The sequence below is a fragment of the Streptomyces sp. JL2001 genome, from assembly GCF_050917515.1.
GTDB lineage: Bacteria > Actinomycetota > Actinomycetes > Streptomycetales > Streptomycetaceae > Streptomyces.
The window spans coordinates 5923460-5947049 of sequence record NZ_CP169421.1; the positions used below are offsets into that span (position 1 = coordinate 5923460).

Annotated in this window: 20 protein-coding genes; 16 read left to right on the forward strand and 4 right to left on the reverse strand. The window is 72.4% G+C overall.

Annotated elements, in window-relative coordinates; all coding sequences use genetic code 11:
- The first annotated feature begins 70 nt into the window (after nt 1–70).
- Nucleotides 71–3079 (forward strand): excinuclease ABC subunit UvrA, encoded by a 3009-nt coding sequence (gene uvrA / locus ACE1OA_RS26425; protein ID WP_356608013.1) that lies wholly within the window; start codon nt 71–73, stop codon nt 3077–3079.
- Between the two features lie 83 nt (nt 3080–3162).
- Here the strand turns inward: uvrA and ACE1OA_RS26430 are convergent, their stop codons facing one another.
- Nucleotides 3163–4056 carry a carbohydrate kinase family protein gene (locus ACE1OA_RS26430; protein WP_386545872.1) on the reverse strand — a complete coding sequence of 298 codons (894 nt, stop codon included), beginning with the start codon at nt 4054–4056 and terminating at the stop codon, nt 3163–3165.
- Nucleotides 4057–4171: 115 nt separating this feature from the next.
- Here ACE1OA_RS26430 and ACE1OA_RS26435 point away from each other — a divergent pair, with 115 nt between their 5' ends.
- Complete coding sequence (locus tag ACE1OA_RS26435; protein ID WP_356608009.1) at nt 4172–4597, forward strand: Rieske (2Fe-2S) protein; 426 nt, start codon at nt 4172–4174, stop codon at nt 4595–4597.
- 12 nt (nt 4598–4609) lie between these two features.
- Here ACE1OA_RS26435 and ACE1OA_RS26440 read toward each other — a convergent pair whose 3' ends face one another.
- Nucleotides 4610–5539: a hypothetical protein gene (locus ACE1OA_RS26440; protein ID WP_356778788.1), complete on the reverse strand. Its 930-nt coding sequence runs from the start codon at nt 5537–5539 to the stop codon at nt 4610–4612.
- Between the two features lie 244 nt (nt 5540–5783).
- Between ACE1OA_RS26440 and ACE1OA_RS26445 the strand changes: the two genes are divergently transcribed.
- Complete coding sequence (locus ACE1OA_RS26445; protein WP_356608005.1) at nt 5784–6371, forward strand: papain-like cysteine protease family protein; 588 nt, start codon at nt 5784–5786, stop codon at nt 6369–6371.
- Nucleotides 6372–6376: 5 nt separating this feature from the next.
- A complete protein-coding gene (locus ACE1OA_RS26450; RefSeq protein ID WP_384874633.1) occupies nt 6377–7156 on the forward strand; it encodes a hypothetical protein in 780 nt (259 codons plus the stop codon).
- 299 nt (nt 7157–7455) lie between these two features.
- Here ACE1OA_RS26450 and ACE1OA_RS26455 read toward each other — a convergent pair whose 3' ends face one another.
- Entirely contained in the window at nt 7456–8244 is a 789-nt protein-coding gene (locus ACE1OA_RS26455) for an SDR family NAD(P)-dependent oxidoreductase (protein WP_356608002.1), read from the reverse strand.
- Nucleotides 8245–8302: 58 nt separating this feature from the next.
- Here ACE1OA_RS26455 and uvrC point away from each other — a divergent pair, with 58 nt between their 5' ends.
- The 10 genes from uvrC (at nt 8303) to ACE1OA_RS26505 (ending at nt 20626) form a co-directional block, all read left to right on the forward strand.
- A complete protein-coding gene (gene uvrC, locus ACE1OA_RS26460) occupies nt 8303–10396 on the forward strand; it encodes an excinuclease ABC subunit UvrC (protein ID WP_356608000.1) in 2094 nt (697 codons plus the stop codon).
- Nucleotides 10393–11376 (forward strand): RNase adapter RapZ, encoded by a 984-nt coding sequence (gene rapZ, locus ACE1OA_RS26465; RefSeq protein WP_356607998.1) that lies wholly within the window; start codon nt 10393–10395, stop codon nt 11374–11376. The genes uvrC and rapZ overlap by 4 nt, the downstream gene beginning before the upstream one ends.
- Nucleotides 11373–12395 carry a gluconeogenesis factor YvcK family protein gene (locus ACE1OA_RS26470; protein WP_147977488.1) on the forward strand — a complete coding sequence of 341 codons (1023 nt, stop codon included), beginning with the start codon at nt 11373–11375 and terminating at the stop codon, nt 12393–12395. The genes rapZ and ACE1OA_RS26470 overlap by 4 nt, the downstream gene beginning before the upstream one ends.
- Nucleotides 12386–13375: a DNA-binding protein WhiA gene (gene whiA, locus ACE1OA_RS26475; RefSeq protein ID WP_147977487.1), complete on the forward strand. Its 990-nt coding sequence runs from the start codon at nt 12386–12388 to the stop codon at nt 13373–13375. Before ACE1OA_RS26470 ends, whiA begins: the two co-directional genes overlap by 10 nt.
- A 195-nt stretch (nt 13376–13570) precedes the next feature.
- Complete coding sequence (locus ACE1OA_RS26480) at nt 13571–16531, forward strand: M14 family zinc carboxypeptidase (protein ID WP_432753494.1); 2961 nt, start codon at nt 13571–13573, stop codon at nt 16529–16531.
- Nucleotides 16532–16730: 199 nt separating this feature from the next.
- Nucleotides 16731–17741 carry a type I glyceraldehyde-3-phosphate dehydrogenase gene (gene gap, locus ACE1OA_RS26485; protein WP_147977485.1) on the forward strand — a complete coding sequence of 337 codons (1011 nt, stop codon included), beginning with the start codon at nt 16731–16733 and terminating at the stop codon, nt 17739–17741.
- 110 nt (nt 17742–17851) lie between these two features.
- Nucleotides 17852–19063 (forward strand): phosphoglycerate kinase, encoded by a 1212-nt coding sequence (locus ACE1OA_RS26490; protein WP_356778793.1) that lies wholly within the window; start codon nt 17852–17854, stop codon nt 19061–19063.
- Between the two features lie 6 nt (nt 19064–19069).
- Nucleotides 19070–19846, forward strand: a complete 777-nt coding sequence (gene tpiA / locus ACE1OA_RS26495; protein WP_356607989.1) for a triose-phosphate isomerase — start codon at nt 19070–19072, stop codon at nt 19844–19846.
- Nucleotides 19847–19966: 120 nt separating this feature from the next.
- Nucleotides 19967–20197 (forward strand): preprotein translocase subunit SecG, encoded by a 231-nt coding sequence (gene secG / locus ACE1OA_RS26500; protein WP_187282733.1) that lies wholly within the window; start codon nt 19967–19969, stop codon nt 20195–20197.
- A 93-nt stretch (nt 20198–20290) separates the two neighbouring features.
- Nucleotides 20291–20626: an RNA polymerase-binding protein RbpA gene (locus ACE1OA_RS26505; protein WP_003957010.1), complete on the forward strand. Its 336-nt coding sequence runs from the start codon at nt 20291–20293 to the stop codon at nt 20624–20626.
- 82 nt (nt 20627–20708) lie between these two features.
- Here the strand turns inward: ACE1OA_RS26505 and ACE1OA_RS26510 are convergent, their stop codons facing one another.
- Nucleotides 20709–21557 carry a MurR/RpiR family transcriptional regulator gene (locus tag ACE1OA_RS26510; protein WP_356607987.1) on the reverse strand — a complete coding sequence of 283 codons (849 nt, stop codon included), beginning with the start codon at nt 21555–21557 and terminating at the stop codon, nt 20709–20711.
- Between the two features lie 73 nt (nt 21558–21630).
- On the opposite strand from ACE1OA_RS26510, the gene ACE1OA_RS26515 reads away from it, so the two are divergent.
- Nucleotides 21631–22563: an N-acetylglucosamine kinase gene (locus ACE1OA_RS26515; protein ID WP_356607985.1), complete on the forward strand. Its 933-nt coding sequence runs from the start codon at nt 21631–21633 to the stop codon at nt 22561–22563.
- 194 nt (nt 22564–22757) lie between these two features.
- Nucleotides 22758–23522, forward strand: coding sequence for a sugar isomerase domain-containing protein (locus ACE1OA_RS26520; protein ID WP_432753495.1), 765 nt, complete (start codon nt 22758–22760; stop codon nt 23520–23522).
- The last annotated feature ends 68 nt before the right edge of the window (nt 23523–23590 follow it).

Consider the following 23590-nt stretch of genomic DNA (forward strand, 5'->3'; position numbering starts at 1 on the left):
CGAAACATCCAGGCATATCTGCGACCCGCACTCCTGTGCCTCCGCTCTCTCAAGAAAGGTGCGGACCGGCGTGGCCGACCGTCTCATCGTTCGTGGCGCTCGCGAGCACAACCTCAAGAACGTCTCGCTCGACCTCCCGCGTGACTCGCTCATCGTCTTCACCGGGCTGTCCGGGTCGGGCAAGTCCTCCCTCGCGTTCGACACGATCTTCGCCGAGGGTCAGCGCCGGTACGTCGAGTCGCTCTCGTCGTACGCCCGGCAGTTCCTCGGCCAGATGGACAAGCCGGACGTCGACTTTATCGAAGGTCTCTCGCCCGCCGTCTCCATCGACCAGAAGTCGACCTCGCGCAACCCGCGTTCGACGGTCGGCACCATCACGGAGGTCTACGACTACCTCCGCCTGCTCTTCGCCCGCATCGGCAAGCCGCACTGTCCCGAGTGCAGCCGGCCGATCTCCCGGCAGTCGCCGCAGGCCATCGTCGACAAGGTGCTGGAACTGCCCGAGGGCAGCCGCTTCCAGGTCCTCTCGCCGCTGGTGCGCGAGCGCAAGGGCGAGTTCGTCGACCTCTTCGCCGACCTCCAGACCAAGGGCTACAGCCGTGCCCGGGTCGACGGCGAGACGATCCAGCTGAGCGAACCGCCGACGCTGAAGAAGCAGGAGAAGCACACGATCGAGGTGGTCGTCGACCGTCTCACCGTGAAGGACAGCGCGAAGCGCCGGCTCACCGACTCCGTGGAGACCGCGCTCGGCCTCTCCGGCGGCATGGTCGTGCTCGACTTCGTCGACCTCGCCGAGGACGACCCCGAGCGCGAGCGGATGTACTCGGAGCACCTGTACTGCCCGTACGACGACCTGTCCTTCGAGGAGCTGGAGCCGCGCTCCTTCTCCTTCAACTCGCCCTTCGGCGCCTGCCCGGACTGCACCGGCATCGGCACCCGCATGGAGGTCGACCCCGAGCTGATCGTCCCGGACGAGGACAAGTCCCTCGACGAGGGCGCCATCCACCCCTGGTCGCACGGCCACACCAAGGAGTACTTCGGCCGGCTCATCGGCGGACTCTCCCAGGCGCTCGGCTTCCGCACCGACCTGCCGTACGCCGCCCTGCCGCAGCGGGCCAAGAAGGCCCTCATGCACGGCCACAAGACCCAGGTCGAGGTCCGCTACCGCAACCGCTACGGCCGCGAGCGGGCCTACACCACGCCGGCCTTCGAGGGCGCGGTGTCCTTCGTGAAGCGGCGGCACAGCGAGGCCGAGAGCGACTCCAGCCGCGAGCGCTTCGAGGGCTACATGCGCGAGGTGCCCTGCCCCACCTGCCAGGGCACCCGGCTCAAGCCGATCGTCCTCGCGGTGACGGTGATGGAGCGTTCCATCGCCGAGGTCGCCGCGATGTCGATCAGCGAGTGCGCCGACTTCCTCGGCCGGCTGAAGCTCAACGCCCGGGACAAGAAGATCGCCGAGCGGGTCCTGAAGGAGGTCAACGAGCGGCTGCGCTTCCTCGTCGACGTCGGCCTGGACTACCTCTCGCTCAACCGCGCGGCCGGCACGCTGTCCGGCGGCGAGGCCCAGCGCATCCGGCTCGCGACCCAGATCGGCTCCGGCCTGGTCGGCGTGCTCTACGTGCTCGACGAGCCGTCCATCGGCCTGCACCAGCGGGACAACCACCGGCTCATCGAGACGCTGGTCCGGCTGCGCGACATGGGCAACACGCTCATCGTCGTCGAGCACGACGAGGACACCATCAAGGTCGCCGACTGGGTCGTCGACATCGGCCCCGGCGCCGGCGAGCACGGCGGCAAGGTCGTCCACTCCGGGCCCCTGGCCGAACTCCTCGCCAACGACGAGTCGATGACCGGGCAGTACCTCTCCGGCCGCCGGGCCATCGGGACGCCGGACATCCGCCGCCCCGTGGACCCCTCGCGCCGGCTCACCGTGCACGGCGCCCGCGAGAACAACCTGCAGGACATCGACGTCTCCTTCCCGCTGGGCGTGCTGACCGCCGTCACCGGAGTCTCCGGCTCCGGCAAGTCGACCCTGGTCAACGACATCCTCTACACCCATCTGGCGCGCGAGCTGAACGGCGCCAAGTCGGTGCCCGGACGGCACACCCGCGTGGACGGCGACGACCTCGTCGACAAGGTCGTCCACGTCGACCAGTCGCCCATCGGCCGCACCCCGCGGTCCAACCCGGCGACGTACACCGGCGTCTTCGACCACGTGCGCAAGCTCTTCGCCGAGACGATGGAGGCCAAGGTCCGCGGCTACCTGCCGGGCCGGTTCTCCTTCAACGTCAAGGGCGGCCGCTGCGAGAACTGCTCCGGCGACGGCACGATCAAGATCGAGATGAACTTCCTGCCGGACGTCTACGTCCCGTGCGAGGTCTGCCACGGCGACCGGTACAACCGGGAGACCCTGGAGGTCCACTACAAGGGCAAGTCCATCGCCGAGGTCCTCGACATGCCGATCGAGGAGGCCCTGGACTTCTTCGAGGCCGTCCCGACCATCGCCCGCCACCTGCGCACGCTCAACGAGGTGGGGCTCGGATACGTCCGTCTCGGGCAGTCCGCGCCGACGCTCTCCGGCGGCGAGGCGCAGCGCGTGAAGCTCGCCTCCGAGCTCCAGAAGCGGTCGACGGGCCGCACGGTCTACGTCCTGGACGAGCCGACCACCGGTCTGCACTTCGAGGACATCTCCAAGCTGATCAAGGTCCTGTCCGGGCTGGTCGACAAGGGCAACTCGGTGATCGTCATCGAGCACAACCTCGATGTCATCAAGACCGCCGACTGGGTCGTCGACATGGGTCCCGAGGGCGGCAGCGGCGGCGGTCTGGTGATCGCCGAGGGCACCCCGGAGGAGGTCGCGTCCGTGCCGGCGAGCCACACCGGCAAGTTCCTCCGCGAGATCCTCGGCGCGGACCGCGTCAGCGACGCCACGGTCCCGGCCGCGCGCGGCGCGTCCAGGACAGCGAAGAAGGCACCCGCCAAGAAGGCGACCGCACGCAAGACGGCGGCCGGGGCCGCCGCGCCGGCGAAGAAGGCCGCCGCCAAGAAGACGGCCACGAGCCGGGCACGCAAGGCCTGACCGAAGGCCCGGTGGACCGGGTGACCGCACGGACGGCGGCTTCCCTCGTACGGGGGAGGCCGCCGTCCGTGCGCCGGTGGTCGTCAGAGCGGGGCCAGCTCGTCCGGGTACGGGGGTTCCGCGCCCGCCCGCGAGCAGGTCACGGCCGCCGCCCCCGCCGCGTACGTCAGGAGCTCGCGCCAGTCCTCGACGCCCAGGGACTCCACGGAACGGTCCGCCAGGCCGTGCAGCAGCGCCGCGTTCACCGTGTCGCCCGCGCCGATGGTGTCGACGACCTCCACGGCGACGGCCGGGACGGAGACCTCGCCGGCCGCCGTGAACGCCGTCAGACCCGCCGCGCCCCGGGTCAGGACCACGGCGGCGGGCCCGCGCCCCCGCCACCCGGCCGGTGAGCCGCCCAGCCAGGCGGCGTCCTCCTCGGAGAGCTTCAGCAGCGTGACGTACGGCAGCCAGGCCGCGAACCGCTCGCGGTAGGCGTCCGGGTCGGCGATGAGCCCCGGCCGGATGTTCGGATCGAGCAGCACCGTCGCACCGCCCTCCGACTCGCGCCGCAGCAGCGCCTCGTACGCGCTCGCCCCCGGCTCCAGGACCAGCGAGCAGGTGCCGAAGGCCAGGGCGCGCACGCCGTCCGGAAGACGATCCGGCAGGGCGAAGAGGCGGTCCGCCGTCCCCTCGACGTAGAAGCCGTAACGCGCCGAACCGTCCGGCGCGACGGAGGCCACGGCCAGCGTCGTCGGCTCCGGTCCCCGCTGGACCAGCCCCTCGGCGACTCCCGCCGCCCGCAGGCCGCCGAGCAGCGCGTCCCCGAAGGCGTCCGTGGAGACCCGGGAGCAGAAGGCGACGTCCGAGCCGAGCCGCCCCAGCGCCACGGCCGTGTTGTACGGGCCGCCCCCGGGTCTCGGCACCAAGGGGGACAAGGGGCCGGGCGCCCCGTCCGGAACCAGGTCGATCAGGGACTCACCGGCGACGACGATCACGCCGTGAACGTAACCCATGTCCCACCGGCCACGACAGCCCCGTGGAGGGCCAGCCGAACCGCGCCGGTATCGTCGGTTCCGTCACCCCCTGCCCCGATCCCACCGTGGAGCGCTCATGTCCGGCCAGTCCAGCCGCCGCACCGTACTGAAGGGCGCCGCGCTCGCCGGTGCCGCCGGGCTGGGAGTCGCCGCCTGCTCCACCGAGTCGAAGCTGGGCCACGCCCAGGTCCCGACCCCGACCGCACCGGTCACCCTCGGCGCGCCCGACGAGGTGCCGGTCGGCGGCGCCAAGCTCTACCGCGAGCAGCGGGTCCTGGTGAGCTGCCCGGCGAAGGGGCAGTACAAGGCGTTCAGCGCCCAGTGCACCCACGCGGGCTGCGTCCTCGACAAGATCGAGGACAACGAGGGCAACTGCCCCTGCCACGGCAGCCGCTTCGACGTCACCACCGGCAAGGCGATCCAGGGCCCGGCGACCGTCCCGCTGCCCGCGGTCCCGGTCCGCGTCGAGGACGGCAAGCTGGTCGCCGGCCCGGAGGCGTAGCTCCGGGCAGGCTCAGACCCAGTCCCAGTCGATCCCCAGGATCCCCGGCCGTACCCCCTGCTCCACGAGATGCACCGTGCGGTGCCGCCCGCTCAGCGTCAGCTCGGCGCGGCCGGTGCGCGGCGCCCCGGCAGACGCCTGGGAGAAGCGCCGGCACCGCACCGGCAGCGCCGCCTCGTCGAAGCGGACCTGGAGCGCGTACTGCCCGCCCGCGTAGCGGAAGCCGCGCACGTACTCCCCGCTCGGGCCGGCCGTGCCGTCCTCGAAGCCGTAGCCGAAGAGATACGTCTCCCCGGCCCGCAGCCGCGCGTCGAAGAGCAGCTCCGCGATCAGCACGCCGGTGTCCGCGTGCCAGCGCACCCGCCCGGGCCGGCAGTTCTCCGCCGCCCGCACCTCCACCCGGGACGGGTCGCACCCCGGATCCCCGTGGTGGATGGCCAGATAGCGGTCGACCCCGTCCCGGTGCGCCCGCACCACGTGCTGCGAGTCGCGCCCGACCAGCTCCCGCCCCGCCCCGATCCGTACGCGTTCGTGGTGCCCCACCGTGTGCAGGCCGCCGTCCACCGGCGACTCCAGCTCCGCGAACAGCTCCTCGACCACGCCCGAGGCCTCCACCAGGGAGCGGTACGGGCGACTCGCGGGCCGGTCCACCTCGCCGCGTCCGCCGGCGTCCTCGTTCAGCAGCCGGATCAGCGAGTTCACCGGCAGCTGGAGCACCTCCTCCAGGGCGCGGACGGCCTTCATCGACTCCGGCCGCTGGGGCCGCCGGGCACCCTGCTGCCAGTAACTGAGGCTGGTCACCCCGACCTTGACGCCCCGGTGCGCGAGGTGGTGCTGCACCCGCTGGAGCGGCAGGCCGCGCACCGCGAAGGCCGTGCGCAGCGCCAGGTGGAACGGTCCGGTGTGCAGCAGCTGCACCAGATCGGCCTCGGTGTGCCCCACGGGGACTCCTCAGTGAACGTTCACGCGCCAAGGGCGGGCCACCGCACCGCCGGTGACGGGGCCGCTGGTGGCATGCGGGCACGCGTTCACACACGAGTCACACCGTTCACAGGCCGCCGTCACCCCGCATTGAAGCGTGTTGACCCGTTTCCGACAACGCTCGATGCTCCTCAGCAGCGTCCGGACGCGCTCCTCCACCCCCCACACCCCCACATCCCCACCCCCCCGCCTCGGGAGGAACGCGATGCGCAGCAGAAATCCGTCCCTCGCGGCACTCGCCGCCGCCCTCTTCTTCCTCGTCCCCACCACCCCGGCCGCCGCCGCCCCGGCGAACGGCGACGCCTCCGCCCTCGCCTCCAAGCGCCTGAACATCACCATGCAGGCCCAGCAGAAGACGAACTGGTGCTGGGCCGCCGCCGGCAACACCATCGCCACCTGGTTCGGCCGCACCTACACCCAGAACCAGTTCTGCAACGCCGCCTTCAACCGTCAGCAGGGATACGACTGCCCCAACAACCAGGCCACGCTCGGGAACGTGCAGACCGGTCTGAGCTGGGCCGGCATCAACCCGGGCTCGTACGTCAACGGCTGGCTGCGCTACGCGACCGTGCAGAGCGAGATCAACGCCGACCGCCCGATCGAGACCCGGATCCAGTGGTCGAGCGGCGGTGGCCACATGCACGTGGTCTACGGCTACGACGACGCCTCCGGCTGGGTCTACTGGGGCGATCCCTGGCCCTCCAGCGACCGCTACAACTGGGCCTCGCACGCCTGGTACGTGAACAACGGCTCCTTCTCCTGGACCCACTCGCTCTACCGGATAGGGGCGTGACGACGATGACGTACGGACGTGCCGCGGCGGCCGGGCTGCTGTCCGCCGCCTGCCTCGTCGCCCTGGGAGCGGTGCCGGCCGCCGCCGAGCCCGGCGTCCCGGTCCCGCCGGCCGCCGGCCCCGACCAGGCCGCCTCGGCCCCGGCGACCCTGGACACGCTCTCCCGGTTCTTCGCCCGGGACGGCGCCCGGGCCCGCTCGGCCGCCCGGCCGCGGATCGAGGGCGCGGCGGTGCCGGTGCGCGTGCTCTCCCCGGACTTCGTCGCGGGGAAGGCGGGCGCCCCGGTGGCCCGGGTCGAGTTCCACGCCAGCAAGGCGGTGGCCCCGGACGGCCGGACGGCCTCGCTGTGGACCGTGCGGGGGCCGGACGGCGCCTGGCAGGTGGTGAACATCGCCACCGGGGACGACGAGACCCGCTACACCGCCCAGGGGGCGCGGGCCATGCCCGGCGGGATCGTCTTCCGGGAACCGCAGATCGACGCCTGGTACGTCCAGAGGGGAGCGAAGGTGCTGCCCCTCGACGAGGACGCCCTGCGGGCGGTCGGCCGGAACGGCACGAGCCTGGCCGCCTACCGGGCCCGGGTCGCGGCGGCCTACGGCGACAAGCTGCCCGGCTCGGCCTACGCGGGGAAGGGCGCGGCCGGCGGCTACGGCACCCCCTCCCCTGCCCCCGCCGAGGAGCCGCTGCTCACGACGGCCTCCGCGACGGCGGGCGCGGGCGCGGTCCTGGCGCTGTCCCTGCTGGCGGCGGCCGCCCGCCGTCGCCGCCGGGAGACCGCCGGCTGACCGCGCCGGCCCCGCGCGGCGGTCCCGAAGCCGCCGGGACCGCCGCGCGGAGCCCCACCCCCGGGACGACCCCGGTCGTCCCGGGGCCCGGTTCCCCGGTCCCCGTCCCGGCGGTCCCGGCCGGGACGGGGACCGGGAACACGGCTCCGCCGGACGCGCCGGCTCCGGCGGAGCCGTGTCATCCGCGTGCGCCCGTGCACCGGGCCGGACGGGTCTCCGCGCCGTCCCGCGCACTCCTCTCGGGGGCCGCGCGTCGCTGCGTGCCCGCATCCGCCCCTGTCACCGGCCCCGCGGGGCCGTCACCGGGCCAGGTAGCCGCCGTCCACCGGCAGGACCGCGCCCGTGACGAACGAGGCCTCGGGCGAGGCGAGGAAGAGGATCGCCGCCGCCACCTCCGCCGGCTCGCCGAGCCGGGCCATCGGGTGCATGCGCAGGACCTCCTCCAGATACGCGGCGCCGCCCGGCTCGTCCCGTACCGCCGCGACCCGCTCCGTCGCGATCGTGCCCGGCGCCACCGCGTTCACCCGGATCCCCCGCGACGCCCATTCCACCGCCAGGTGCTTGGTCAGACCGCTGGCCACGAACTTCGCCGGGCCGTAGACAGCCTGCCGCGCCTGCCCCGCCTCGCCCGAGACCGACGACGTGCACACGATCGCCCCGCCCCCCTGCGCGGCCATCGCTTCGACCGCGTACTTGCAGGTGAGGAACATGCCCCTGCCGTCGACCGCCATCACCCGGTCCCAGTCGTCCGCGGTCGCCTCCGTGACGTCCATCAGCGGGATCACCCCCGCGTTCGCCACCAGGACGTCGATCCGCCCGAAGCGCTCCACGGCCGTGGAGATCATCCGCCGCGCGTCCTCGTCCCGCGAGACGTCCCCGGTCACCGTCACCAGACCGTCCGGCCCGCCCGCCCCGGTCGCCGCGGCCTCCTCGCCGAGGTCCGCGAGCCGGCCCGCGTCCACGTCCGCGGCGACGACCCGCGCCCCCTCCCGGAGGAACCGCAGCGCCGTCGCGCGCCCGATCCCGCTCGCCGCGCCCGTGATCACACACACCTGGTCCGTCAGCCGTCCCGGCATCCTGTCCGTCATGCTCCGCCAACGAGCGTGCCCGCCCTGAGTGTCGGTTCCCGCCAGTAGGGTGGGGAGCATGGCCGACCCCTCCAGCTACCGCCCCAAGCCGGGACAGATCCCCGACTCGCCCGGGGTCTACAAATTCCGCGACGAGCACCGCCGGGTGATCTACGTCGGGAAGGCGAAGTCCCTGCGGCAGCGGCTGGCCAACTACTTCCAGCCGCTCGCGAGCCTGCACCCGCGCACGGCCACCATGGTGACCACCGCCGCCTCGGTGGAGTGGACGGTCGTCTCGACCGAGGTCGAGGCGCTGCAGCTGGAGTACTCCTGGATCAAGGAGTTCGACCCCCGGTTCAACGTCAAGTACCGGGACGACAAGAGCTACCCGTACCTCGCGGTGACCCTGAACGAGGAGTTCCCGCGGGTCCAGGTCATGCGGGGCCACAAGAAGAAGGGCGTGCGCTACTTCGGGCCGTACGCGCACGCCTGGGCGATCCGCGAGACCGTCGACCTGATGCTCCGCGTCTTCCCCGTCCGCACCTGCTCCGCCGGTGTCTTCCGCAACGCCGCCTCCGCCGGCCGGCCCTGCCTCCTCGGCTACATCGGCAAGTGCTCCGCCCCCTGCGTCGGCCGCACGACGCCCGAGGAGCACCGCGAACTGGCCGAGGAGTTCTGCGACTTCATGGCCGGCCGCACCGGCACCTACATCCGCCGTCTGGAGAAGCAGATGATGGCGGCGGCCGAGGAGATGGAGTACGAGCGGGCGGGGCGCCTGCGGGACGACATAGGGGCCCTGCGCCGGGCGATGGAGAAGAACGCCGTCGTCCTCGCCGACGCCACCGACGCCGACCTGATCGCGCTCGCCGAGGACGAGCTGGAGGCCGCCGTCCAGATCTTCCACGTACGCGGCGGACGCGTGCGCGGACAGCGCGGCTGGGTCACCGACAAGGTCGAGGCCGTGTCCACGGCCGGGCTCGTCGAGCACGCCCTCCAGCAGCTGTACGGGGAGGAGAGCGGCGACGCGGTCCCCAAGGAGGTTCTCGTCCCGACCCTGCCCGAGGACGCGGAGGCCGTCACCCTGTGGCTCGCCGGCCGCAGGGGGTCCGGGGTCTCGCTGCGCGTCCCGCAGCGCGGCGACAAGAAGGACCTCATGGAGACCGTCGCGCGCAACGCCCAGCAGGCCCTCGTGCTGCACAAGACCAAGCGGGCCAGCGACCTCACCACCCGCTCGCGGGCCCTGGAGGAGATCGCCGAGGCGCTGGACCTGGACTCCGCGCCGCTGCGGATCGAGTGCTTCGACATCTCGCACCTCCAGGGCGACGACGTCGTGGCCTCCATGGTCGTCTTCGAGGACGGCCTGCCCCGCAAGAGCGAGTACCGCCGCTTCCAGATCAAGGGCTTCGAGGGGCAGGACGACGTCCGCTCGATGCACGAGGTGATCAGCCGCCGCTTCAAGCGCTACCTCGCCGAGAAGGAGAGGACGGGGGAGTGGGGACCCGAGGGGGTCACCGAGGACGAGAGCGCCGCTCCCGGCGGTGCGGACGCCACGGTCCCGGCCGGGGCCGGCGAGGCCACGGCCGCCGGCGGACCGCACCGGACGAACGGCACCGACCTCGGCGCCACGGGCGAGGTCCCCGCCGACGACGGCCGCCCCAAGCGCTTCGCCTACCCGCCCCAGCTCGTCGTCGTCGACGGCGGGCAGCCCCAGGTCGCGGCGGCCCGGCGCGCCCTCGACGAGCTCGGCATCGACGACATCGCCGTCTGCGGGCTCGCCAAGCGCCTGGAGGAGGTCTGGCTGCCGGGCGACGACGACCCGGTGGTCCTGCCCCGCTCCAGCGAGGGCCTGTACCTCCTTCAGCGGGTACGTGACACGGCTCACGACTTCGCCATCCGCTACCAGCGCTCGAAGCGGAACAAGCGCGTCAGGACCAGCCCCCTGGACGCCGTCCCCGGCCTCGGAGACACCCGCAAACAGGCGTTGATCAAGCATTTCGGCTCGGTGAAGCGGCTGCGACAGGCGACAATCGAGCAGATCTGCGAGGTCCCCGGCATGGGCCGCAAGACGGCCGAGGCCGTGGCGGTGGCCCTCGCGCAGGCGGCCCCGGCCGCACCTGCCGTGAATACGGCAACAGGAGAGATCATTGAAGACGACGGGGGCACGACCGCATGACCACGCACGACCGGCACGATGAACACGACGCGCACGACGAGCACGACACGCACGACCGAGAAGACGGAGCAGGACACGTGAGTACGAGCACGAAGGAGGCCGGCGAGACCGCCGACGCGGCCATCCCCGAGCTGGTCATCATCTCCGGCATGTCCGGCGCCGGCCGGTCCACCGCGGCCAAGTGCCTGGAGGACCTCGGCTGGTTCGTCGTCGACAACCTGCCGCCCGCGCTGATCCCCACCATGGTGGAGCTCGGCGCACGCTCCCAGGGCAACGTCGCCCGGATCGCCGTCGTCGTGGACGTCCGCGGCCGGCAGTTCTTCGACGCCCTGCGGGAATCCCTCGCCGCCCTCGACGCCCAGCAGGTCACCCGCCGGATCGTCTTCCTGGAGTCCTCCGACGAGGCCCTGGTCCGGCGCTTCGAGTCGGTCCGCAGGCCCCACCCCCTCCAGGGCGACGGCCGGATCACCGACGGCATCGCCGCCGAGCGGGACCTGCTGCGCGAGCTGCGCGGCGACGCCGACCTGGTCATCGACACCTCCAGCCTCAACGTCCACGAACTGCGCGCCAAGATGGACGCCCAGTTCGCCGGCGACGAGGAGCCGGAGCTGCGGGCCACGGTCATGTCGTTCGGATTCAAGTACGGGCTGCCCGTCGACGCCGACCTCGTCGTCGACATGCGCTTCCTCCCCAACCCGCACTGGGTCCCCGAGCTGCGGCCGTTCACCGGCCTCAACGAGGAGGTGTCGGCCTACGTCTTCAACCAGCCGGGCGCCAAGGAGTTCCTCGACCGCTACACCGAGCTCCTCCAGCTGATCGCCGCCGGCTACCGCCGCGAGGGCAAGCGGTACGTGACGATCGCCGTCGGCTGCACGGGCGGCAAGCACCGCTCCGTCGCCACGTCCGAGAAGCTCGCCGCCCGCCTCGCCGCGGAAGGGGTCGAGACCGTCGTCGTCCACCGGGACATGGGGCGCGAGTGAAGCCCTACCGCCGGCGTACGTCCACCCTTTCGGTGCGTACGCTCCGCAGGCGCGGCGCCCAGCCCAAGGTCGTCGCCCTCGGCGGGGGCATGGGCCTGTCGGCCTCCCTCGCCGCCCTGCGCCGGATCACCGGTGACCTCACCGCCGTGGTCACCGTCGCCGACGACGGCGGCTCCAGCGGCCGGCTCCGCGAGGAGCTGGGCGTGCTGCCGCCCGGCGACCTGCGCAAGGCGCTCGCGGCGCTGTGCGGCGACGACGACTGGGGCCAGACCTGGGCCCGGGTCATCCAGCACCGCTTCCAGTCCAAGGGCGACCTGCACGAGCACGCGGTCGGCAACCTGCTGATCGTCGCCCTGTGGGAGCAGCTGGGCGACCACGTCCAGGCCCTGGACCTGGTCGGCAAGCTGCTCGGCGCGCACGGCCGGGTGCTGCCCATGTCCGCCGTCCCGCTGGAGCTCCAGGCCCTGGTCAGGGGGCACGATCCGGCGCGCCCGGACGACGTGGACACGGTGCGCGGCCAGGCGACCGTGGCGCTCACGCCCGGCGAGGTGCAGTCGGTCCACCTCGTCCCGAACGACCCGCCCGCCGTGCCCGAGGCGGTCGCCGCGGTCCTCGACGCGGACTGGGTGGTCCTGGGGCCGGGCTCCTGGTTCTCGTCGGTGATTCCGCACCTGCTCGTCCCCGAACTGCTCGACGCCCTGACGGAGACCAAGGCCCGCCGGGTGCTCTCGCTCAACCTCGCGCCGCAGCCGGGAGAAACCGAGGGGTTCTCTCCGCAGCGTCATTTGGAGGTTTTGGGACGACACGCCCCTAAACTCGCGTTGGACGTGGTGCTGGCCGACGAGGCCGCCGTGCCCGACCGCGAATCCCTCGCCGACGCCGCCAAGCGGTTCGGTGCCGCGGTCGAGCTGGCGCCGGTCGCCCGCGCCGACGGGCTCCCGAAGCACGATCCGGAGCTGTTGGCCGCCGCGTACGACCGTATTTTTCGGATGCATGGAAGGATCGGCCCATGGCGATGACGGCAGCGGTGAAGGACGAGATCTCCCGGCTTCCCGTCACCCGGACCTGCTGCAGGAAGGCAGAGGTCTCGTCGATCCTGCGGTTCGCGGGCGGGCTGCACCTGGTGAGCGGCCGGATCGTGATCGAGGCGGAGCTGGACACCGCGATGGCGGCCCGCCGCCTCAAGCGCGACATCCTGGAGATCTTCGGGCACAGCTCGGAGCTGATCGTGATGGCCCCCGGCGGGCTGCGGCGCGGCTCCCGGTTCGTCGTCCGCGTGGTGGCGGGCGGCGACCAGCTGGCCCGGCAGACCGGTCTCGTCGACGGCCGCGGCCGGCCGATCCGGGGGCTGCCCCCGCAGGTCGTCTCCGGTGCCACCTGCGACGCCGAGGCGGCGTGGCGCGGTGCCTTCCTCGCCCACGGCTCGCTGACGGAGCCGGGACGCTCGTCCTCCCTGGAGGTCACCTGCCCCGGTCCGGAGGCCGCGCTGGCCCTGGTCGGTGCCGCGCGCCGGCTGAGCATCGCCGCGAAGGCCCGTGAGGTGCGCGGTGTGGACCGGGTCGTCGTCCGGGACGGGGACGCGATCGGCGCCCTGCTGACCCGGCTCGGCGCCCACGAGTCGGTGCTGGCCTGGGAGGAGCGGCGGATGCGCCGCGAGGTCCGCGCCACCGCCAACCGCCTGGCCAACTTCGACGACGCCAACCTGCGCCGCTCGGCCCGCGCGGCCGTCGCCGCCGGAGCGCGGGTACAGCGCGCGCTTGAGATCCTGGCGGACGAGGTGCCCGAGCACCTCGCCGCCGCGGGCCGGCTGCGGATGGAGCACAAGCAGGCCTCCCTGGAGGAGCTGGGCGCGCTCGCCGACCCGCCGCTGACCAAGGACGCGGTCGCGGGCCGGATCCGCCGCCTGCTCGCCATGGCCGACAAGCGGGCCCAGGACCTGGGCATCCCCGGGACCGAGTCCAACCTCAGCGAGGAGCTCGACGACAGCCTCGTCGGCTAGGTCTTTCCGCCCGCCCGCCCGCCCCTTCCGGCCGGGACATCGGACAACTCGCCCCTGCCGGTGCCTTTCTGAGGCACCGGCAGCGGCTTTTCGCCGCCTTCGCGCGACGCGCCGTACGCGCTCTTGACATGGCCATGGGCTCCCAAGAGCCTGTCGTCTGTTCATTTTCGTGGCAGACGACAGCAAGGGGGGCTTATGAGACGCAGAGCGGGATCGATCCTCGCCGCGGCTTCACTGCTGATGGCCGGACTGGCGATGGCACCCGTCGCCGGGGCGGAACCGAACGACCTCTCCCACGGCGCCGACGGCGAAGCCCTCTCCGTGTGGCGGGCCGAGATCCGCAAGGAGCAGGTGCCGCTGCTCCTCGAAGCGGGCACCGACGCCCACGAGCTGACCGAGCAGGTGCCGGAGAAGGGCTCCGCCACGCTGGAGCTGCAGCTCACCGAACGCCAGGCCGGACAGCTGCGGGCCAAGGGTGTCGAACTCGCCGAGCACACCCTCTCCGCCCGGGCCGAGCGGCGGGTGGCCGCCGCGGGCGACGGCGTCTTCCGCCCGTACGGAGGCGAGAACGGCCTCAAGCGGGAGATCCTGGCCACCGCCCAGGACCATCCGGACCTCACCAAGGTCGTCTCCATCGGCAAGACGGTCAAGGGCCAGGACATCCTCGCCCTCAAGGTCAGCCGGGGCGCCAGGAAGACCAAGGACGGATCCCGTCCCGCCACGCTCTACATGTCCAACCAGCACGCCCGTGAGTGGATCACCCCCGAGATGACCCGGCGGCTGATGCACCACTACCTCGACGGCTACGGCAAGGACGCCCGGGTCACCAGGATCGTCGACACCACCGAGCTGTGGTTCGTCCTCTCCGCCAACCCGGACGGCTACGACTACACCCACGCCGACCCCGCGAACCGCCAGTGGCGCAAGAACCTGCGCGACAACGACGGCGACGGCCGCTTCGGGTCCGGCGACGGCGTCGACCTCAACCGCAACTTCGCCTACAAGTGGGGCTACGACAACGAGGGTTCGTCGCCCGATCCGGCCGACGAGACCTTCCGCGGTACCGGCCCGATGTCCGAGCCCGAGACGAAGGCGCTCGACGCGTTCCAGAAGCGCATCGGCTTCCGGTACGGGATCAACTACCACTCGGCCGCCCAGCTCCTGCTCTACGGCGTGGGCTGGCAGGTCGCCACCGACACCCCCGACGACATCGCCCTCAAGGCGCTCGCCGGCACCCCGCAGAAGTCGGCCGTCCCCGGCTACCGGCCGCAGGTCTCCTCCGAGCTCTACACCACCAACGGCGAGGCCGACGGACACGCGGCCAACGTCAACGGGATGCAGATGTTCACCCCGGAGATGTCGACCTGCGCCACCGCGGCGCGCGTCGACCCGAACGACGCCTGGGAGGCGGCCGACTGCGCCTCCGTCTTCACCTTCCCGGACGACGAGAAGCTGATCCAGGCGGAGTTCGCCAAGAACGTGCCCTTCGCGCTGGCCGTCGCCGAGACCGCCGCCCGTCCGGACCGGCCCGTCTCCGTCACCGGCCTCGACGCCCCCGACTTCACCCCGAACACCTTCGCCACCTCCTACGCCCGCGGCGGCGACCAGGAGGTCTCCGTCACCGCCCGCCGGTCCCTGAAGGGCAAGCAGCTCAGGTACCGCGTCAACGGCGGCCGCACGCACACCGAGGGACTGCGGGCGTGGAAGGGCGGCGAGACCTACGGCGGCGAGGACAACCTCTACTTCGACCAGTACCGGGCCGAGGTCGAGGGCGCCGCACCCGGCGACACCGTCGAGGTCTGGTTCACGGCCCGCACCCAGGACGGGAAGGCGACCACGTCCACCCCGTTCACGTACAAGGTGGCCGAGCGCCCCCGCGGGGACGTCCTCGTCCTCGCCGAGGAGGGCGGCACGGCCGCCGCGCGGCACACCGCCGCCTACGTGAAGGCGCTCGCCGACAACGGCCACCGCGCCGCCGTCTGGGACGTCGCCACCCAGGGCGCGCCCCACCCGCTCGGCGTGCTGAGCCACTTCCGCACGGTCGTCTGGTACACCGGCGCCGAGCAGCCGTCCGGACCGAGCATGCTCGCCGTGCGCGACTACCTCAACGAGGGCGGCAAGCTGATCGACGCGGGCGAGAAGTCCGGCGGGTTCGTCGACATCGGCCGCGCCGAGTCCAACGACTTCGCCCAGTACTACCTCGGCGCCTACCACCGCGCCGGGCTGCAGAGCCCGCCCGCCTTCGCCGGATCCGGCGGATTCGGGGGGACCCGGGCGACGCTCGGCGCCGCCGCGGACAACCCGCTGGACGACGCCGGGGCGTACACCGTCACCTCGGACACGCTGAAGCCGGCGCAGTTCCCGCAGTTCCGCAGCTCCTCCGCGGGCGACTACCCGGGCATCCGCACCCCCTTCGAGCCCTACGAGGGCGGATACTTCGCCGCCGCGCGCCACTCCGACGACACCTGGACCCGGCTCAGCCGGACCGTCGACCTCGCCGGCGTCACGGCCGCCGCCGCGCCGACCATGCGGTTCCAGGTCAGCTACGACACCGAGAGGGGCTACGACAACCTCGTCGTCGAGGCGCACACCGTGGGCCAGGACGACTGGACGACGCTGCCCGACGCCAACGGCGGCACGTCCGACGCCGCCCCGGCCGACTGCGGCGAGGGCTACTACGTGGCCGGCCACCCCTTCCTCGGGCACTACCTGACCGTGGGCGAGGACGGCTGCACCACCACCGGCACCACCGGTTCCTGGCACGCCTTCACCGGCCCGTCCAACGGCTGGCGGCAGGCGTCGGTCGACCTGAGCGCCTACGCGGGCAAGCAGGTCGAGCTCTCGATCTCCTACATCTCCGACCCGGGAACGGGCGAGATGGGCGCCTTCGTCGACGACACCGCGCTCTTCGTCGGCGGCACGCCGAGCGGCGGCGAGGGGTTCGAGACGGCGCTGGGCGCCTGGTCCGTGGCGGGCCCGCCGGCCGGCAGCCCCGGGAACGGCAGCGACTGGGCGCGCTCGGCAGGGCTCTTCCACTCCCAGGCGGCCGTCACCACGCGTGACACCGTGCTCCTCGGCTTCGGTCTGGAGCACGTGGGGAGCGCGGCGGAGCGCAAAAAGATCATCGGAAAGGCGCTCGGGTCCCTGCGCCGCTGACCGGGATACATCGGGTCATACGACCCCGGGCAGCCCGTACCCGTGAGTAGGTGCGGGCCGCCGCCGTTCCCTTATGAGCGGCGGTGCGCTCAATGTCACCCCCCGCCTTTCGGGGGGGTAGGGTCGTAAGCGGTCGGGGACATCCCAAATAGAACTCGCCGGCGTCGAAAACCGGCGTACCAACGAGGAGATCGGTTTCGTGACGATCCGCGTAGGCATCAACGGCTTTGGCCGCATCGGTCGTAACTACTTCCGCGCGCTGCTGGAGCAGGGTGCTGACATCGAGATCGTGGCTGTCAACGATCTGGGTGACACCGCGACCACCGCGCATCTGCTGAAGTACGACACCATCCTGGGCCGCCTCAAGGCAGAGGTCACCCACACCGCCGACACCATCACGGTCGACGGCCACACCATCAAGGTGCTCTCCGAGCGCAACCCGGCCGACATCCCCTGGGGTGAGCTGGGCGTCGACATCGTCATCGAGTCGACCGGCATCTTCACCAAGAAGGCCGACGCCGAGAAGCACATCGCCGGCGGCGCGAAGAAGGTCCTCATCTCGGCTCCGGCCAAGGACGAGGACATCACGATCGTCATGGGCGTCAACCAGGACAAGTACGACCCGGCGCAGCACCACGTCATCTCCAACGCCTCCTGCACCACCAACTGCGTGGCGCCGATGGCCAAGGTCCTGGACGAGAACTTCGGCATCGTCAAGGGCCTGATGACGACGGTCCACGCGTACACCAACGACCAGCGCATCCTGGACTTCCCGCACTCCGACCTGCGCCGCGCCCGCGCCGCCGCGGAGAACATCATCCCGACCACGACCGGTGCCGCGAAGGCCACCGCCCTGGTCCTCCCGCAGCTCAAGGGCAAGCTGGACGGCATCGCCATGCGCGTCCCGGTCCCCACCGGCTCCGCCACCGACCTGGTCGTGACCCTCCAGCGCGAGGTCACCAAGGACGAGGTCAACGCCGCATTCAAGAAGGCCGCCGACGACGGCGACCTCAAGGGCATCCTGTACTACACCGAGGACCAGATCGTGTCCTCGGACATCGTCAGCGACCCGGCCTCCTGCACCTTCGACTCCTCCCTGACCATGGTCCAGGAGGGCAACACGGTGAAGATCCTCGGCTGGTACGACAACGAGTGGGGCTACTCCAACCGCCTCGTCGACCTCACCGTCTTTGTCGGCGGCCAGCTCTGATCCCCAGGGCAGCCACCCCTTGATGTGAGCGCAGGGCTCGGACAGCGTAACGTCGCGCTGTGCGAGCCCTGTGTCGTGTGCTCCACCGCGTTCCAAGGAGTCAGTACAAGATGAAGACGATCGACGAGCTTCTCGCCGAAGGCGTCGCCGGCAAGCGGGTATTCGTCCGCGCCGACCTCAACGTGCCGCTCGACGGCACCACCATCACCGACGACGGCCGCATCCGCGCCGTCCTCCCCACGATCAAGGCGCTCGCCGGTGCCGGCGCCCGCGTCGTGGTGGCCTCGCACCTCGGCCGGCCCAAGGGCGCCCCGGACCCGGCGTTCTCGCTCGCCCCGGCCGCCGCCCGTCTGGGTGAACTCCTCGGTGCCGACGTCGCGTTCGCGACCGACACGGTCGGCGAGTCCGCCACCGCCACCGTCGGGGGCCTCGCCGACGGCGGGGTCGCCGTGCTGGAGAACCTCCGGTTCAACGCCGGCGAGACCTCCAAGGACGACGCCGAGCGCGGCGCGTTCGCCGACCGGCTGGCCGCCCTCGCCGACGTCTACGTCGGTGACGGCTTCGGCGCCGTCCACCGCAAGCACGCCTCGGTCTTCGACCTCCCGGCCCGCCTGCCGCACGCCGCGGGCTACCTGATCGCCACCGAGGTCGGTGTCCTGAAGAAGCTCACCTCCGAGGTCCAGCGGCCGTACGTGGTCGTCCTCGGCGGCGCCAAGGTCTCCGACAAGCTCGCCGTCATCGACGAGCTGCTCGGCAAGGCCGACCGCCTGCTGATCGGCGGCGGCATGGCGTACACCTTCCTCTACGCCAAGGGCTACGAGGTGGGCATCTCGCTGCTCCAGAAGGACCAGGTCGAGGTCGTCAAGGAGTACATGAAGCGGGCCGAGGACAGCGGCGTCGAGCTCGTGCTCCCGGTCGACGTGCTGGTCTCCACGGAGTTCCCCGACCTGAAGACCAAGGCCCCGGCCGACTTCGAGGTCGTCGACGCCGACAAGATCCCGTCCACGAAGGAGGGCCTCGACATCGGCCCGAGGACGCGTGAGCTCTACGCGTCCAAGATCGCCGACGCCGAGACCGTCTTCTGGAACGGTCCGCTCGGTGTCTTCGAGCACCCCGACTACGCCGGTGGCACCGCCGCCGTCGCCCAGGCCCTCGTCGACAGCAGCGCCTACACCGTCGTCGGCGGTGGCGACAGCGCCGCCGCGGTCCGGATCCTGGGCTTCGACGAGAACGCCTTCGGCCACATTTCGACCGGCGGCGGCGCCTCCCTCGAATACCTCGAGGGCAAGACGCTCCCCGGCCTCGCCGCACTGGAGGACTGAGAAAAAGTGAGTTCGCGTACCCCGCTGATGGCGGGCAACTGGAAGATGAACCTCAACCACCTCGAGGCCATCGCACACGTCCAGAAGCTCGCCTTCGCCCTCACCGAGAAGGACTACGACGCCGTCGAGGTCGCGGTCCTGCCGCCCTTCACCGACCTGCGGTCCGTCCAGACCCTGGTCGACGGCGACAAGCTCAAGATCAAGTACGGCGCCCAGGACATCTCGGCGCAGGACTCCGGCGCCTACACCGGTGAGATCTCGGGCCTGATGCTGGCCAAGCTGAAGTGCACCTACGTCGCCGTGGGCCACTCCGAGCGCCGGCAGTACCACGCCGAGTCCGACGAGGTCTGCAACGCCAAGGTCAAGGCCGCGTTCAAGCACGGCCTGACCCCGATCCTGTGTGTCGGCGAGGGCCTGGACGTCCGCAAGGCGGGCGAGCAGGTCCCCCACACGCTGCGCCAGCTCGACGGCGGCCTCAAGGACGTCCCGGCCGAGCAGGCCGAGTCCATCGTGATCGCCTACGAGCCGGTGTGGGCCATCGGCACCGGCGAGGTGGCCACCCCCGAGGACGCGCAGGAGGTCTGCGGCGCGATCCGCGGCCGTCTCGCGGAGCTGTACTCCCAGGAGCTGGCCGACAAGGTCCGCATCCAGTACGGCGGCTCGGTGAAGGCGGGCAACGTCGCCGCGATCATGGCGCAGCCGGACGTCGACGGCGCCCTGGTCGGCGGCGCCGCGCTGGACGCCGAGGAGTTCGTCAAGATCGTCCGCTTCCGCGACCAGTGAGTATGCCGTAGCGACGATCCGTCGTACCCTTGCGGGGGCCGAGCAGGCGTGCAGCGCCTGTCGGCCCCCGTAGTTCGTCTCCGTCCGGGAATTGCCAGGAAGTAGGGTCCAGCCGTGGTTATGGGGTTCTCGATCGCCCTGATCGTCTTCAGCGCGCTGCTGATGCTGCTCGTGCTGATGCACAAGGGGAAGGGCGGCGGCCTCTCCGACATGTTCGGCGGCGGAATGCAGTCGTCCGTCGGTGGTTCCTCGGTCGCCGAGCGCAACCTGGACCGGATCACCGTGGTGGTCGGTCTGCTGTGGTTCGCGTGCATTGTCGTACTCGCCCTGCTGATGAAGGCGAATGCCTGAGGGGCGGACTTTGTAACTCCAATCACTGGACGCGCGTTGGGCCTTACGTAGACTGGGGCATCTTCGAGCACCATCACGCAGGGAGTTACGACCGTGGCAAGTGGCAACGCGATCCGGGGAAGCCGGGTCGGAGCGGGGCCGATGGGGGAGGCCGAGCGGGGCGAGTCGGCACCGCGCCTCCGCATCTCCTTCTGGTGCTCGAACGGGCACGAGACGCAGCCGAGCTTCGCCAGTGACGCGCAGGTCCCGGACACGTGGGACTGCCCGCGCTGCGGCTTCCCGGCAGGTCAGGACCGGGACAACCCGCCGGACCCGCCGCGCACCGAGCCGTACAAGACGCACCTCGCGTACGTGCGTGAGCGGCGCAGCGACGCCGACGGCGAGGCGATCCTCGCCGAGGCGCTCGCCAAACTGCGCGGCGAGATCTGAGCGTGGTGTGACGGTGTGACGAACGGGCCCTGCCCGCGAACTCGGTTCGCGGGCAGGGCCCGTTCGTCTGTTTTCGGCCGAATCAGCGGTGCTTTCCGGCGATATGCGCGGTCAGTGCCAGCGCGGCCGTCGCCCGCGGATAGGTCAGCTGCGCCACGCGCGCATAGAGGCAGTCCAGGATCAGCAGCACCGAGTGGCGCGTCCCGAAGCCGCCGTGCCGGAAGCCCGTCTCGGCCGAGGTCGAGGTGAGGTGGACGTCCGCGGCCCGGGCGACGGGGGAGCGGGGGTCGCCGGTCACCGCGATCGTGGCGGCGCCCCGCTCGGCGGCCAGCCGCAGCGGCCCGAGGACCTCGCGGGTGGCCCCCGAGTGGGAGAGCGCGACGACCGCGTCCGCGGAGGTCAGGAGCGCGGCCGAGGTCTCCGCCGCGTGGACCTCCGTCCAGCTCCGGGCGTCGAGGCCGATGCCGAAGAGCCGGGCCTCGGTCTCCAGGGCCACCACGCCGGAGGCGCCCACGCCGTAGACGTCCGTCCGGCGGGCCTCGGCGACAGTCCGGGCGGCCCGCTCCAGGGCGTCGGGATCCAGCGACTCCGCGGTCCGGCGGAGCGCCAGGAGGTCGGCCCGCACGACGGCGGCGACCACCTGGTCGAGCGGATCGTCCGGCCCGATGTCCGGGCCGAGGGGGCGCTCCTCCCCGCTCCGGTCGTGCTCGCCCTGCTCCTGGGCCAGGGCGAGCAGCAGCCCCTGGTACGAGTCCAGGCCGAGGGTCTGGCAGAAGCGGGTCACGGTGGCCTGCGAGGTCCCCGTGCGCCGGCCCAGCTCGGCCGCGGAGACGCCGGCCACGCGGCGCGGGTCGTCGAGCACCCAGGCGCCGACCTTCCGCAGCGACTCCGACATCCGGGGCAGCTCGGAGCGGATCAGTGCGGTGATCATGGCGGCCTCACTCCGGTCCGGCGCTGTGCGGGGTCTTGTCGCGGCGTGAATCTATCAACCACCATGCGGGCTGATGAACGAATCCGGGATTCAGGCGGAGGCGGGGCTCGTCGTCGGCATCGACGCGGGCGGGACGCGGATCAGGGCCCGGCTCGCCGACGCGGCGACCGGGACGGTGCTCTCGGAGGGTGCGGCGGGCCCCGGCAACGCGCTCAGCGTCGCGCCGGACGCCCTCGTCCGGAACCTGGCCCTGGCCCTGGCCGGCGCCGTCCCCGCGGGGCGGGGCGGCGAGGTCGCGGCCGTGGTGGCCGGATTCGCGGGCGGCGGTCCCGGTGGAGGCCACGAGAACGCGCGGTCGGCCCTGGCCGGCGCGCTGGCCGCGGCCGGGGTGACGCCGTCGCGGATCGCGGTCCAGGGGGACGCGGAGGTCGCCTTCGCCGCGGGGCCCGGAACCCCGTCCGACGGGCTCGTCCTCATCGCCGGGACGGGAGCCGCGGGCGCGCGTGTGGAGCGGCGGCGGGCCGTGCGGGTGGCGGACGGCGACGGCTGGCTGCTCGGTGACGGGGGCAGCGGCTTCTGGCTGGGGCGGGAGGCGCTGGGAGCCGTGCTGCGGTCGCTCGACGGCCGGGGTCCGGACACGGCGCTGGCCGGACCGGTGGGGGAGGTGTGCGGCGGCGCGAGCCGGGAGGCCCTCGTCGGGTACGCGTACGCGGGCCATCCCGTCCGGCTCGCGGCGCTGAGCCCGCTCGTGGTCGAGGCCGCGGACGGCGGGGACGAGGTGGCCCGGACGCTCCTCGACCGCGCCGCGGACGAACTGGCCGCCACCGTGGCGGCGTTGGCGCCCCGTCCGGCCGAGCCCCTGGTGGTCACGGGCGGACTGATCGGTCCGGGCGGACCCCTGCTGGGCCGGCTGACCGCGCGTGTGGCCGTCCGGGGACTCGTCCCCTCCCCGGTGTCCGACGGGGTCGCGGGCGCGGTGTCCCTGGCGCGACTGCTGCTGCGCTGAGCGCCGGGCGCGGTGCGGGCGGGGCCGCGGGTGACCCGCGGCCCACGGCCTTCCCCCCGGTCGCCGCGGATCCGGCTCCGTCCCCGGCCGCGCGGGCTTTTTTGTGGCCCCCTTGACGCGCCACCCGGGCGCTGGTTCATTGATTCAGCCCGCTCGACGCTACTCGGTTCACTGAACCATCGGAGGCTCGTGCCATGACCCAACCCTCCCTCGGCGCCGCCCTGTTCGCCGACCACGCGCGCACCGCCGTCGAGCGGGCCGTCGCCGCCAACAAGGACTCCGTCCTCGCCGTCGCACGCCTCTTCGCGGACTGCGTCGCCGCCGACGGGGTGATCCACGCCTTCGGCACCGGGCACTCCCAGGCCGCCGCCCTGGAGATCGCGGGCCGCGCCGGAGGACTCGTCCCCACCAGCCGGATCGCCCTCGCCGACCTCGTCCTGCGCGGCGGCGAGGACCCGTCCGTCCTGGCAGACCCCCTCCTGGAGCGCTCCCCGGGCCTCGCCGACCGGCTCTACGCCCTGGCCACCCCGCGCCCGCAGGACCTGTTCGTGATCATCTCCAACTCGGGCGTCAACAACTCGGTCGTCGACCTGGCCCTGAAGGTCACCGGCGCCGGCCACCCGCTGGTCGCCCTCACCTCCCTGGAGCACACCCACGCGGTCCCCGCCCTCCACCCGAGCGGCCGGCGGCTCGCCGACCTGGCCGACGCCGTCCTCGACAACTGCGCCCCCACCGGCGACGCCCTGCTGCCGCTCCCCGACGGCGGCGCGCTCTGCGGCATCTCCACCCTCACCTCCTCCCTCCTGGTGCAGGCCGTCGTCGCCGAGGCGGTCGCCCTGCTCCTCGCCGAGGGCCACGAGCCGCCGATCTACGTCTCTGCCAACCTGCCGGGCGGTCACGAGCGCAACGCCGTCCTGGAGGCCCGCTACGCGGGACGGCTGCACCGCGGCGGCCACTGACCCGGCACCACGGCGTCGGTGTCCCGGCGGTGGCACGCGGCGGACTTCGGCCGGAAGTCCGCCGTACG